This is a genomic window from Paenibacillus sp. FSL R5-0912, assembly GCF_000758605.1.
Lineage (GTDB): Bacteria > Bacillota > Bacilli > Paenibacillales > Paenibacillaceae > Paenibacillus_AQ.
In genome coordinates this window covers 4068984-4082529 of record NZ_CP009282.1, presented here as the reverse complement: position 1 = coordinate 4082529, position 13546 = coordinate 4068984, and the positions used below count along the sequence as shown (strand labels likewise).

Genomic DNA, 13546 nt, shown 5'->3' with positions numbered 1-13546 from the left:
CCGGGCTGCTAAGAGGTGAGCCAATTGTTCAAGATCATGATCGTCGAGGATGATATCAAAATCAGAACCCTGATGACCGATATCCTGCGCAAATACAGCTATGAAGTGGTGGAGGTTGCGGATTTCCTGCAGGTGGAGAAGATCTTCGAGCAGGAAGCGCCGCAGCTTGTGCTGCTTGACCTGAATTTGCCTTATTATGACGGGTTCTATTATTGCCGGGTATTCAGAAGGAAAACAACGGTGCCGATTATTGTGATCTCAGCAAGGGATGAGGAATCCAGCCAGGTGCTCAGCATGGAGCTGGGAGCGGATGATTATATCGTGAAGCCGCTGAATATTCAGGTGCTGCTGGCTAAGATTATGGCGATCATGCGCCGGAATTACGGGGAGTATGCAGGCAAGCCGGAACTGGAGAAAGAGCCGTTGCCGATTCATCTGGATGACCGTAATTTCAGCATTTCCTGCAAGGGAGCCGTTGAAGAGCTCAGCAAGAATGAATACAAGCTGCTGAAGAAGCTGATGGAGAATAAGGATACCATTGTCACCAGGGAAGAACTGCTGGGAGAGCTGTGGGATGATGTGCATTTCGTCGTGGATAATACGCTGACGGTCAATGTCACCCGGGTCAAAAGCAAGCTGGCCAGTCTCGGCTTTCAGGATGTAATCAAAGTCAAAAGAGGCGTGGGTTACATTTTTGATTCGGCTATGATCGGAGGGACCCGCCAGTGAGCATTAAGCTGTTTCGGGGGTTCATGCGCGATCATCTGGCGTTTACCCTTGTCTATTTTTTAAGTCATATCCTGGTGAGCGTATACTGTAATTTCTTTATCAGCAGCAATATCCAGCTCATGTACCTGCTTAGCATCTATTTTTACGTATTTATCATATTTATGTGCTTCCGTTTGATCAAATACGTCTCCACCCACCGGGAAATACAGCGGTTATCCGAGAATATCGAGATTGAGGAGAAGGGCTTTTCGTACGAGCAGCAAGCCGTTATTCAGCTCATTCACCGGATACACCATAGCTATCAGGACCAGATCTATGAGGTCAAAGCCCAGGCCGACAACACCCATAAGTTCATCTCGCAGTGGATACATAATCTCAAAACGCCCTTGTCAGTCATCGACCTTATTCTGCAGAACTACAAGCTGAATCCAACGGGCCATGCCCTGGCTCTGCAGCATGTGGAAGAAGAGAAGGATAAGCTCCTTAGCATGCTGAACCAGATGCTGAAGTTCTTCCGCCTGGAGCATTTCACCCGGGACTATAATCCGGAGCCGATCAACCTGCTGGAATCACTCAGAAGCCTGATTAACAGCAAGCGGAATCAATATATCTATAATAATGTCTACCCGGTCATCGAATGTAAGGACGAGCGCATCACGGTCATGACGGACAGCAAATGGAATACCGCGATGCTGGATCAGATCATCTCCAATGCAATTAAATACTCTGACTCGGGCGAAGTAGCGAAATCCATCCACTTCCGCATTGAGCAGCGTGGCGACAAGGTGGTGTTATCCATCCGGGATGAGGGGATCGGCATTGAGCCCGTCGATTTGCAGCGGGTCTTCCAGCCCTTTTTCACCGGAAAAAACGGACGTACCCATCACCAGGCGACAGGCATCGGCCTCTATGTCTGCTCAGAAATTGCCCGGAAGCTGGGCCACCGCCTCACGATTACCTCGGAAGTCAATCAAGGTACAGAGGTGCAGATTTCTTACCTTTCAAAAATGAAAGATAACGTAATGTAAATGGATGGATATGGAATCCAGTGTCTACTACAATGAAGTTATAAGTTGTAATTGAGGATAAATATACGACAAACGGGAGATGAAACTGTGAGCGTAGTACTGGAAGTCAAAGAGGTTAAGAAAGTTTATGGTGTGCAGAACGGTGAGAATTCCACAGTGGCACTGGATTCCGTCAGCTTTAACGTAGAGAAGGGGGAATTTATCGGCATCATGGGCCCCTCAGGCAGCGGCAAAACCACATTGCTGAATATCCTGAGCGGCATCGGTAAGCCGAGCTACGGCGAGGTTTACATCGGGGGCAAGAATATCACCTCCTTGGATAAGAATGAAATGGCGCTCTTCCGCAGACAGCATCTCGGCTTTGTCTTCCAGGAATTCAATCTGATGGACAGTCTGACACTGAAGGAGAACGTCATGCTGCCCATGATCCTTGATAAGCGGGACCAAGCGCAAATGGAAGCCAAAAGTGAAGAGATTATGAAGCTGCTGGGCATTGAAGAAATTGCCGGCAAATATCCCTACAACATATCGGGCGGCCAGCAGCAGCGGGTGGCGGTCAGCCGGGCGCTTGTGAATGATCCGGATATTATTTTCGCCGATGAGCCTACAGGCAACCTGGATTCCAAGTCCTCCAATGCAGTGATGAAATGTATCGAGAAGATGAACCAGGAACGTGAGAGCACTATCCTGATGGTGACGCATGACGCTTTCGCCGCGAGCTTCTGCAAAAAGATCATCTTCATCAAGGACGGTGCCATCAGCATGGAGATTGTCAGCAGCGGGGTCCGCAAGGAGTTTTTTGATCAAATCCTCGACTGCCTGGCGATCATCGGAGGGGAACGAAATGACCTTTAGAGATGTCACGATTAAGAACTTCAAACGCAATGTGCGGAATTTCTTCTCCTATTTCATTTGCAGCGCCTTTGCGATTACGATCTTTTTCCTCTATGCCGCCTTGCTGTTCAATAACAGCATCCGGGAAGGGGCGACAGAGGATGTGATCCAGATTGTGCTGATGCTGAGTCTGGCTGCACTGACCCTGTTCTCGGTGTTCTTCATCAACTATGCGCATTCCTCGTTCATCAAGTCGAGAAGCAAGGAATTCGCCATCTTTATGTCGCTTGGGATGCACAAGAACGATCTGCAGAAGATTATCCTGCTGGAGAATCTGATTATCAGTGTATCCTCGCTCATTGCCGGGATTATCACGGGCGCGATCTTTTCACGGCTGTTCCAGAATGTGGCGATTGATCTGCTGGATCTGCAAGGGGTGTCCTACTCACTCAGCGCGGCGAGCTTCATCGTTACTGCGGTTGTATTTACCGTGATTTTTGCCGCCTCACAGATGATTTCAAGTGTTAAGGTCGGTAAACTGGACATCGCAGACCTGATGAAGGATTCCCGCAAGCAGGATAACCAGGCGAAGAAAAGTGACACCCGGCTTGGGCTGGTGGGAGTGGGGCTGGTTGTGGCCTCGATCATCTTCCTGGTGGTCATCTCCAATCACGAAAGTCTGAATACGAATCCCTTCATGATCATTACCTATATCCTGCTTAGCTTCATCGGGATCTACATGGTCATCTCCCATCTTGGGAACACATTGATCAGCTTCCTGAAGAATAAGAAATTCTATTACCGGCATATCCTGTCCATCACCGAAATCAATCACAAATTCAACCAGAACAAGCGGATTATGTTCATTCTGAGCATTCTCAGCGGGATGACTATCTTTCTCGTTGCTTCGCCATTCTCGCTGCTGCAGTTGTCGGAGAGCATCGCGGAACGAAATAAGTATGATATCGAGTATATCTCGGTAGCCGGCGTGCATGTGCTGGAGAGCGGACAATTAGAGCAGGTGCTGAAGCAGTCCTCCGAGCCGCTGAAGTCGATCCAGGAAACCAGCTTCCTGAACCTCAAAATGAATCTGGAAGGAGATAAATACGATGTCCTGAAGACGAAGCCGATTGTGTCGCAGGACATGTACAACTCTCTGACCGGGGAGAAGGTAACGGTCGGCGCCGGAGAAGTTCTTAATATTGTTACAGCCTGGGAGCCGGGCACCCATGGCATTGGCGAAGGGGAGGCCATTCAATTCACGGATGGCACGCAAACCTTCAATTACAAGGTGAAATCATCCTATCACGGGGATTGGTTTGCCACAGCGAGCTCTTATCCAACTAGCTCAGGGATCGTAGTAAGCAATGAGGATTACAAGAATATGGAGTCTAAGGTAAGCCCGAATGCAATAGGTACCCACTACGGAATTGATTTTACAGCCTGGAAAGGGACAGAAGGGGTTGTCCAGAAGCTCAAGGATACGCTGAATGCTACGGATAAGGATGGAAGCGGGCAAATGTTTGCGGTAGCCTCCAAAGTGGATGCCTACAAGGAGCTGAAGAAGAACTATTCACTCTTCGTGTTCGTCACCTCGCTGATCGGCGTACTGTTCTTTGTAGCAGGCGGAATGGTGCTATATTTCAAGCAATATACCGAAATCGGGAACGCCACCGTCTTTTTTCGCAAGCTGTATAAGATTGGCATCAGTGATAAGGAGATAAGGTCGGTAGTATCGGCAGAGCTGCTCATCACCTTCTTTGTTCCGCTGCTGCTGGGCAGCATCTTCGGCTACTGCTTCATCTATCTGATCACCCACGTCATGAGCGGGTCCGACATCATTGGGGAATTCATGAAGAATACAACGATTGTGGTCGCGATCTATTTCGTATTCCAGCTCAGCTTTTACTTCATCACCAAGCGCAAGTACAGCCAGGAGGTTGTCCGTAAGCTGACCCGTGCGGCATAAGGTATAGTATTATAGTATAGCTGGCAAAAAGGCAGGCTGGGAATCGTCTCTGATTCTTGGCCTGTTTAAATGATATGGATCTTTTGATTCGTTTCTCCCAAAAGCGGCAATCAAAGGCTGAATTCACGGTCCTGGTGCATCCGCTTTTTTGTTGCATCCAACTAAGGAAAGGATAAGCCTCATGAAATCTATGAACAAATCTAAGGTTATTGGCTGTTTGGCTTTGCTGTCATTCGTGATATTGGCCGCACTGTGGGTGTATTCGAACCATTCTCAGTCCGGTAACATGAATAAGTATGTTAGAGAGTATGTGATTGGTGCTCCTGGAATCAAAGGCTCTGTAGACATTACGCAGTGGGGAGATGATCCGGCATATCACATTGGGGCAGACCGCAAAGGGTATGCAGTTTTTAAGGACCCGGAACAGGCGTTCGCCCGGATGAAGATTGATTATGCTGCAGGTATTGAAGCTATCCGTAAAGAGTTTGAGCTGCGTCCTTTGTCTATGGAGAACTATCAGCAGTATGGTACATACGGATGGCAATTGACGGAGACGGAAGATGCGGATGCAATAGCGCAATCGCAACGGGTGACCGCTTTTATGGATATTTTTGAGAATAGTTATGTAGATTGAGGGATTCCAATATACAAGAATTTCATAGCTGTTCATTTTATGATATAGAGAGTAGGAGAAGTCAGATGAAATATAACCGTACAGACCGGACCCTTGAAACGGACAGATTACTTCTGCGCCTATTTAAGCCAGTGGATGCGGAGGAAGTTAGAGACTATTGTAACAATTACAATATCTACCGGAGTACATTGACCTTGCCGTATCCGTATCCACTAGAATGCGCTGTGTCCTGGATGGCCAATCATGAGCAGAACTTTGACCAAGGCCGGATGTATGAATTCGCAATCACAGATAGGAACACAGGCAAATTGTATGGAGCAGTCGGCATTTCCAACCATCAGCCATATCATAACGGTGAGATCGCTTATTGGATAGGGGAAGCCCATTGGGGTCAAGGTTATGGAACCGAATCAGCCCGGGCAGTTATTGAATTTGTTTTCACCGAAAAGAACTACCACCGGGTATACGCACGTCATTTCGCATCTAATCCGGCATCCGGTAAAATCATGGAAAAGTGCGGAATGAGCTATGAAGGCACATTGAAAGATCATATTTACAAGAACGATTCATATGAGGATATTGTTTATTACGGGATACTTAATCCTGTGAAGGAAAATCCCGAAACATAAGAATATAACAATCAATCGGCAGTTTATTCTCCTAAAATAGCGCTTGCCTTAAAGTGTACTTTAAGGTTTAGGATGAGGAAGAACCAGCTGATTCTGCCCTGAAAATAACCGACAAGGAGCGATCAGGCCAATGGCATTTACGATCAAAGAAGCTTCAGAGCGGCTTGGTTGCCCAGCTCATACGATTCGTTTTTACGAGAAGGAGGGATTGCTCCCTTACATTAAGAGAGATAAGAACGGGAATCGACTGTTCGAACAAGACCACCTAGATTGGATCCGGCTGATGACATGTTTCCGGGCGACAGGGATGAAGCTGTCGTTACTGAAGGAGATGGTGGATCTTGCGCTGGGTGGTGATTCCACGATTCCACAGCGCAAAGCGATCTTGAACCAGTACAAGGAAGATTTATTTCGCCGCCAGAACGAATTAGCCGAAGCGCTCGACGCCGTCAATAACAAACTGTCGATATACGAAGATATCGAGAAAGGGAGAATCCCTTCCGAGAGCCAGTTGTTAATCAAGATGGAGGAGTCAGAGCGACAACAAACATAGAATGAGGGATTAACAAATGCAGCAAAGAATTTTGGGCAATAGCAATATCCTCGTCTCTTCGATCGGACTGGGAATTATGGGAATGTCTCCAGGCATTTACGGGGAGACTAACGACGAACAGTCGATCCAAACGATCCATCGCGCTTTGGACATAGGCGTCACGATGTTCGATACCGCGGACGTGTACGGGAACGGGCATAACGAAAAGCTGCTTGGCCGTGCTCTTCAAGGGCGCCGCGAGCAAGCCATTATCGCCACCAAATTCTCGTACACCCCAAATTATGAGAGCATCAGCGGCCATCCTGATTACGTCAAGAAGGTAGTGGAGGATAGCCTTCGCCGTTTAAATACGGATTACATCGATCTATACTACCAACACCGCGTCGATCCGCAAATCCCCATAGAGGAGACGGTCGGAGCGATGGCAGACTTGGTCAAGGCAGGCAAAGTTCGGGCGCTCGGCCTGTCCGAGGCTTCCGCTCCCACCATTCGCCGCGCTCATGCCGTGTATCCGATCTCCGTGCTAGAGAGTGAGTATTCGCTCTGGAGCCGTGACATCGAAGAGGAGATACTCCCTACCGTAAGAGAGCTGGGGATTACCCATGTGGCCTACAGTCCACTAAGCAGGGGCTTTATCTCCGGCGAGCTTCGCACTTTCGAGGATCTGCCCGCCGATGATCTTCGCAGATGGATGCCGCGGTTCCAAGGAGATAACTTCCGGAAGAACATTGAGGTTGTCGACAAGATTAAGGAGATCGCGATGGAGCAGAATTGTACACCATCCCAATTGGCCATTGCCTGGACGATTGCCAACGGGGCGCTGCCTATCCCGGGTACGAAACGTATTAAGTACCTGGAGGAAAATGCGGCCGCGGCTGATATCCTTCTCATGAAGGAGGACCTCGAACGAATCGATCAGGTCAGCCCCAAGAATGTCGTTCACGGCATGCGTTATATGAAAGAACAGATGACGCTGCTCGACGGCTAGTCGATAATCAGAAGAAGAAAAGGTCCACGGGCTCCGTGGACCTTTTGCAATTGGATATTGTCTCTTGAAATTGGTTGCCATAAAACGCTCATTTTACAGATCGAATCAAAATCCCTCCAGGCTTCTGGACGAACCTAAAAGAAATCGGATAGAACCCATTGACGTTGCGCTCCAATTGAATCTTCCGATTAAAAGCCGCGTTCTTCGGTGGTTTCGTAACCATAGTCGAAGGTTTCTATAGTACCGTCATCATATTGAAGAGTAAGCTGGTCAATGATAATCCGGTCCAGTGTATTCTGGTATGTAAAGTCACTATAAATAAATAAAGTTTCATCAGGCTCAACCGGCCCCACGTATTTAACAAGAAAGTTGCTTTCACCGCTCAACTGATCATACGAAGGATCGCCCACCGGATTATACGTGCTGATATGAGCTGTATAATAATTGATTGTCTTTCCGGTTAGGTTGTAGGCTTCCCAGGTAAGCTTAACAGCATCGGCTGAGTTCATGCTGTACTTGAAATCAATGGGCTCTCCAATGCCTTCTCCGGATGGGACGTCTGCCGGTAGCTCCTCAGCGTCATAGCCGACAGAGTCATCACTGATGGTACCCGTATCATTGTCCGAAGGCATATCTTCCAAGACAACGGGTTCCAGGGATGGAGAAGGTGCAGGTGCGACGTCTACTGCAGCAGCAGAGGGGCTCTCAGTAGGGATCGGCGGGTTTTCTGCCGCAATGGGACTGCTTGCCACGGTCTGCCCGCTCAGACGGGGGTCAATGCTAGGGGCCACATAGATTCCCAGGAGAAAAGCTATCATGATGGATAAAACAAAGATGAGAACTAGATTAAACCGACTCAAAAACACACTCCCTTTAATGTTATTTATAATACGAACCTACTTATAATGACATGATTATTAAGGATTTGACAATATTTTTCTGGAAAATCAGATGGCAACGCCTTCTCATTGGCTGAGGGATCTTGTATTGTGGGTGGACTGATGAATTCTATAAATAATTCTGAAATAGCGTAGATATATAAATAACATAATATGTTAATTAATTAGTATGAGGGCAGGGGTGGGGATTTTATTGAAAATTGTAACAAACGGCTAATGATTAGCAACAGGACTAACTTAGAACTATATGAGAAGAGTTAAATAAATCAGCTCGAATTATGATACTGAGATTCAGGATTATAATTAAGACTGAATTAGGAATAACCTGGGATTCACGGGATGATTCAGGCGGTCGAGTTAATAATCATCAAGCACAGCCTAATTAAGACCGTCATAAACATTAACAATATTTGAATGACGGTACTAGCTAAATGAAAAGTGTTGTGCCGATAAAAGAAAAAACGATTTACAAAATGATCTATGTAAAGTAAAGAGAAAGAGGATTAAATCAGCATTAAAAGTACATAAGTACAATGAGCCAAATCAGATGCAAAAACGGATTGAAACAGCTTGAATTAGGCTGGTCTTATTTATTTACTTGGTACTACTTCACAAAACCCGTATTTTGTACATATGTACTAATTTCTCTGATGGATGTTTTGACACCAAGTCTATCAGGGCATCCATCCAAGCAATATATGCGCAGCATGCAATTACCGCCCGCTTTCGAGCAGCTTACATGTGGTAACCATCCGTTAAGCTCATCCAAATAAAACAAGCCCAGTACCGACGGGTACTGGACAGTAGTTAATATGAAATCCACTCCATTCAATCAGAGCATTATAACAAAATAGAAATCATATTACTGACTTTTAACTACACATGAGATAAGGCGCTTCTCGATATCGGACGCGATAGATATTAACTTGTCATTATCTATTAGCCCGATGAGACTTGGTGGTTTCAACAGTATAATGGAACATGATCCTTCATCCTCCTGTTGTTATTTTTATACGATCAGAACATAGTGAGGTCATAAAGGGATAACTTCCTTATCAGCGTTTCAGTTTACCGCTCCAGGCGCCAAGCCACCTTGCAGGTGAACAAGCCCTGTATAACCGTTCTTCAGCAGAATTCTTGCCGCATTCTTGCTTCGCATCCCACTACGGTCTTATACTCTCCGGCTCCAGTACATGCAATGTTAATGATTGAACCTGTGTCCACAATATCCTCCTTCTTTTGCTGGTTTTTTATGGAAACATGATAGTGCCGACCAAACGTTACCTTGCATTGTGAACAAACTGTGGAATCCATACTTACGGAGGATTCTTGCTGCTTTATTGCTTTGGTACCAATTCTTGGACAGAATTAGTACCTTATCATCAGGAAATAGATCGTGTTGCCATACATAAGGAAGACGCCCCAAAGATATATTTATCGAGCCGGAAATATGTCCTTCTAAATAATCCGAAGCATCCCTGACATCGAGCATTTTCAAGTTTAAGTTATCCTTTTCTTGGACCCAGTCGTGAGCATTCATATAGGAGAGTGAGCGAACGGGCCACAACTGGCGCGCGCCCCATAAAACCACTGCTCCAGTCAAAAAGTACAAAAGTATTATCATGTTGATCCAGTCCTTTCAATAGCGTTGCAGCTACTGGTTATTGCCCCGGCTACTGCATAACCGACTTGTAAGGCGTTAATTACGAACCAATTCATCCGTCCAGGCCTTAAGCCCACCGGTCATGTTCACAACATTAAATCCTTTTTCAGTCAGCAGTTCGCAAGCCAGACCGCTCCGGCTTCCGCTTCGACAGATGACAATGGTTTCTTGTGCGGGTTCGCGAACATCGAGCATATTAAGAGACTCCCCTTTCTTGAGCTGTGCTGCTACCTTTTGGGGTGCGATTTCTTTTGAAATTTTGAAAGCCATGTTAATCTCTCCTTTATTTTTTTATTCTTAAAGTTAGAGTTATCCGTTAATGACTTTTTACTAGAAGTGCGATGGCTTCCTTGACTAGTTTCTCGGTATTTTGGTTACCCTCAGCTTGTTCAGCTAAAATACATTGATGCAGATTCTCTGCGACGATTTGGGCAATGGCTTTATCGGATGCATTGCGTACGGCAGACAATTGAGCCACAACTTCTTTGCACGACTGCCCTTCTTCCATCATTCGCAGCACACCTCGAACTTGCCCCTCGATTCTGCGTAAGCGTGTTTTCATTTCATCCGAATAATTGTAATCCATCATTAATCCTCACCTTTCTTCTTATTTCATTTTACTTAATACTCATACCCCTATGGGTATTATAACATGAATAATCGTTAGTACAAATCTTTTTATGATTTATAAGGCATGATTATAGAATGGAAGACCATACCTTTACTGCCGTGAGGGCAATTAAGACGACTAATCCATACCGCAACACATTAACATTCATTTTGGAGCTAATCCTGGATCCAAGCGGTGCTCCGAGTAGACTCCCGATTATGGTATAGATTGTAGGTTCCAGAGGAATACCCCCTGCCGAGATTTTACCGATTAAACCACCGATTGCTGATATAAAGACGATAGCAAGCGAGGTGGCAATGGTTGTACGAGTGGGGATTTTGAGAATAGTAAGCATAATAGGAATAAGAATAAATGCACCGCCTGCTCCTACGATTCCTGAAACGATACCTACCAATATAGCGGCGCTTATTGCAATGAGTTTATTGAATGTTAAATGTTCCGACTGTTCTTCGCTTCCTTTTCTCGGGATAAGCATGAGTATAAACGCTAAAACTGCAAGGATTCCGTAGATCAAGTTGATCACATCTCCATTTAGCAGCCCCGAGATATATCCTCCAGCCAGGCTGCCCACAAGAATGCTGCTCCCCATATATGCTACTAGACCCTTATGAACAACCCCCCCATTGTTTTTTTTTCGGCGAAAAGCAATAACTCCTGCAAGCGAAGCGAAAAAAACTTGGAACATGCTTATCGACGACACTTCATGGGCGGAGAAATGAGCTACCCCAAGCAAGGAGGGAACATATAAGAGCAGCGGATAATTAATAATTGCTCCACCAATCCCAAGCAATCCCGAAAAGAAAGAACCGACCAGACCGAGCAATACCATTACGATAAAAAGCAGTATGTCCATCGGATTTCACCCCCCTGTATATGGTAAAGAAGAAAAAATAAAATTGTATACGAATCAGAAATAGGCGGGTATAATATTACCAAGTAAAATTATGCGAAATGAGTGATTAAGCATGTTTAGTGTGTTGAAATCTCTTTTTGAAGATAAGTGTCCAGTATGCAACGATAGATTGAATGCCCATAGTAATGCTGCCTGCTGTACCAAAATATGTCCCAAAGGTCATTATAAGGAGGAGAGCTATGGCTCTCTTGGTGTAAGATTTGTCTATGACGGCTTGAAATAAGCGAACACGCTCGTGCGTGTTCGCTTATTTTCTAAATCTTCTTTACAAAGAACTTATAGATACCATTTTCTTCTTCATATTTAATAAGCTCGTGTTTGGTTTGTTTGACCCATGCCTGAAAGTCATTGATAGAACCTTTGTCCGTTGATTGTACTTCCATGATTTGACTAGTTGTAAGACTGTCCAAAGCTTTTTTTGCTTTTACGATCGGCATTGGACAAGCTAATCCTTTTGTATCGACCACAAGATCTACTTGCATGTTATTAAATCCTCCTTTTATTTATCGTGAACGGCACAGCGGTTTGGACCAATTTCCATCTCTTGCTGCTCTTCTTCACTTGGTGTCATTTTACCCATGTTCGTTTGACGGATTTCTTGGTAGGCATTCGGTTGAGGTGGAAGGTTTTCCGTTACAGTGCTCCGGAATGCCTCTTCATCTTGAATATTCAGACCTGGATTCTTACCAAAGAGTTCCGACAATTTCGCCATTACTTTTCCTCCATGCCCAAGTTCGGATACTTTTCCGAAATGTGCAGGAAGAACGATTAAGTCCTGCGATAGTTCTCTGTAACGCTTATAGAGCGTTTCACGAAGGTCGCCGACCCAGTCTTCAGCTTTGCCGGCCAAATCAGGACGTCCGATCGATTCGATGAACAAGATGTCACCGGTCAACAGGAATTTTTCGTCTACGATAAATGAGGTGCTGCCGATGGTGTGACCCGGTGAATAGACCGGCTCAATCCGAATCATTGTATTTCCAACAATAATATCGTGTCCTTCTTCCAATTTCTCATACGAAAAAGTCACTTCTTCAGCATCCTTGGGTGGCAACCAATAGGTGCCTCCGGTCTGTTCCGCCAATTTCCGGCCGCCTGAGATATGATCGGCATGAAGGTGGGTATCTAAGGTATGCTTGATCGTCGCACCTTGGCTTTTCGCAAATTCTTCGAAGACTTCTGTCATCCGGAGTGTATCCACTACGGCCGCTTCACCGCTTGAAACAATCATATAAGACAAGCATCCTTTACCAATTCGAACAAATTGGTAGAGCGCCCCCCCACCCTTCAAATCACTGATCTTGACAGGCTCCAGATGCTCACTCCATGATTTCATTCCGCCTTCAAGATAGTGCACATTACCTCTTCCCGCCTGGACAATCTGCTCAGCCACGAATTTAGATGAACCCTCCTTGGCACATACGACAAGGATCTTTTTACCATTTGGAATTTGATCAAGTGCAGGATCCACACCGTCCAGCAGTTCGAAATATGGGATATTGATGACATCAATCATTTCCCCTTCAATTTTCCAGTCATTAAAATCGCTCTCATTACGAACGTCCAGAATAAACAGTTCTTCCTTGGCCAGAACCAATCTTGTAAGTTCCCTGGCTGTCATTACACTTAATGCTTGTGTAGCTTCCATGTATCGGTTCCTCCTTTGATTAGAATGTTAATGAGACATTGGCATCCTTCGCGAAATCCAGGAATGTCACTGCGCCTCCGACTTCGATTCCTTCGATAAAATCTTCTTTCTGTAAATTCATTACATCCATAGTCATCTGGCAGGCAATGATTTTGACGCCCATCTCCTGTGCCATTTCAACCAGTTCAGGAATGGATGGGACGTTGGCATTTTTAAATCCTTCGGCAAAATGCTCCCGTCCCGCCGGCAATGGCAGCTGGTGATGAGCCTGTTTGTGAATCAAATTCAAACCCTCGAAGGTGAAGAAGATTGCTACTTCGGCATCGGTTGCCGCAGAAGCTGTCGCAATATTGAACACTTTATAGGCATCGAACAAACCACCGTTACTTGCGATAATAGCTACTTTTGTACTCATTAAGTTAAAACCT

At 45.6% G+C, this 13546-nt stretch carries 16 protein-coding genes; 8 read left to right on the top strand and 8 right to left on the bottom strand.

Annotated features, from left to right (window positions below; genetic code table 11):
• The first annotated feature begins 24 nt into the window (after positions 1–24).
• From R50912_RS17280 to R50912_RS17245, 8 genes are all read left to right on the top strand, one after another.
• Positions 25–729, top strand: coding sequence for a response regulator transcription factor (locus R50912_RS17280; protein ID WP_042236637.1), 705 nt, complete (start codon positions 25–27; stop codon positions 727–729).
• Positions 726–1757 carry a sensor histidine kinase gene (locus R50912_RS17275; RefSeq protein ID WP_052416436.1) on the top strand — a complete coding sequence of 344 codons (1032 nt, stop codon included), beginning with the start codon at positions 726–728 and terminating at the stop codon, positions 1755–1757. The genes R50912_RS17280 and R50912_RS17275 overlap by 4 nt, the downstream gene beginning before the upstream one ends.
• An 87-nt stretch (positions 1758–1844) precedes the next feature.
• On the top strand, positions 1845–2612 hold the full coding sequence (locus R50912_RS17270; RefSeq protein WP_042236636.1) for an ABC transporter ATP-binding protein: 768 nt from the start codon (positions 1845–1847) through the stop codon (positions 2610–2612).
• The gene (locus R50912_RS17265) at positions 2602–4560 is read left to right on the top strand and encodes an ABC transporter permease (RefSeq protein ID WP_042236634.1); all 1959 of its coding nucleotides are present in this window, start codon (positions 2602–2604) and stop codon (positions 4558–4560) included. Before R50912_RS17270 ends, R50912_RS17265 begins: the two co-directional genes overlap by 11 nt.
• Before the next feature lie 181 nt (positions 4561–4741).
• Positions 4742–5194 (top strand): hypothetical protein, encoded by a 453-nt coding sequence (locus R50912_RS17260; RefSeq protein ID WP_052416434.1) that lies wholly within the window; start codon positions 4742–4744, stop codon positions 5192–5194.
• Positions 5195–5259: 65 nt separating this feature from the next.
• Positions 5260–5823, top strand: coding sequence for a GNAT family N-acetyltransferase (locus R50912_RS17255; RefSeq protein WP_042236633.1), 564 nt, complete (start codon positions 5260–5262; stop codon positions 5821–5823).
• Between the two features lie 130 nt (positions 5824–5953).
• Complete coding sequence (locus tag R50912_RS17250) at positions 5954–6376, top strand: MerR family transcriptional regulator (RefSeq protein WP_042236632.1); 423 nt, start codon at positions 5954–5956, stop codon at positions 6374–6376.
• Between the two features lie 16 nt (positions 6377–6392).
• The gene (locus R50912_RS17245) at positions 6393–7364 is read left to right on the top strand and encodes an aldo/keto reductase (protein WP_042236631.1); all 972 of its coding nucleotides are present in this window, start codon (positions 6393–6395) and stop codon (positions 7362–7364) included.
• Between the two features lie 188 nt (positions 7365–7552).
• Here R50912_RS17245 and R50912_RS33345 read toward each other — a convergent pair whose 3' ends face one another.
• The 8 genes from R50912_RS33345 to R50912_RS17205 form a co-directional block, all read right to left on the bottom strand.
• Positions 7553–8224, bottom strand: a complete 672-nt coding sequence (locus tag R50912_RS33345) for a hypothetical protein (RefSeq protein ID WP_052416432.1) — start codon at positions 8222–8224, stop codon at positions 7553–7555.
• Between the two features lie 1240 nt (positions 8225–9464).
• Positions 9465–9803 carry a rhodanese-like domain-containing protein gene (locus tag R50912_RS36460; protein WP_442950523.1) on the bottom strand — a complete coding sequence of 113 codons (339 nt, stop codon included), beginning with the start codon at positions 9801–9803 and terminating at the stop codon, positions 9465–9467.
• Between the two features lie 159 nt (positions 9804–9962).
• A complete protein-coding gene (locus R50912_RS17230) occupies positions 9963–10196 on the bottom strand; it encodes a rhodanese-like domain-containing protein (RefSeq protein ID WP_042236629.1) in 234 nt (77 codons plus the stop codon).
• A 46-nt stretch (positions 10197–10242) separates the two neighbouring features.
• Entirely contained in the window at positions 10243–10512 is a 270-nt protein-coding gene (locus tag R50912_RS17225; RefSeq protein ID WP_042242599.1) for a metal-sensitive transcriptional regulator, read from the bottom strand.
• A gap of 112 nt (positions 10513–10624) precedes the next feature.
• Complete coding sequence (locus tag R50912_RS17220) at positions 10625–11410, bottom strand: sulfite exporter TauE/SafE family protein (RefSeq protein ID WP_042236627.1); 786 nt, start codon at positions 11408–11410, stop codon at positions 10625–10627.
• A 314-nt stretch (positions 11411–11724) separates the two neighbouring features.
• A complete protein-coding gene (locus R50912_RS17215; protein ID WP_042236625.1) occupies positions 11725–11952 on the bottom strand; it encodes a sulfurtransferase TusA family protein in 228 nt (75 codons plus the stop codon).
• A gap of 17 nt (positions 11953–11969) precedes the next feature.
• Positions 11970–13118, bottom strand: a complete 1149-nt coding sequence (locus tag R50912_RS17210; RefSeq protein ID WP_042236623.1) for an MBL fold metallo-hydrolase — start codon at positions 13116–13118, stop codon at positions 11970–11972.
• A gap of 19 nt (positions 13119–13137) precedes the next feature.
• Positions 13138–13533, bottom strand: coding sequence for a DsrE/DsrF/DrsH-like family protein (locus tag R50912_RS17205; RefSeq protein WP_042236621.1), 396 nt, complete (start codon positions 13531–13533; stop codon positions 13138–13140).
• Positions 13534–13546 lie beyond the last annotated feature (13 nt).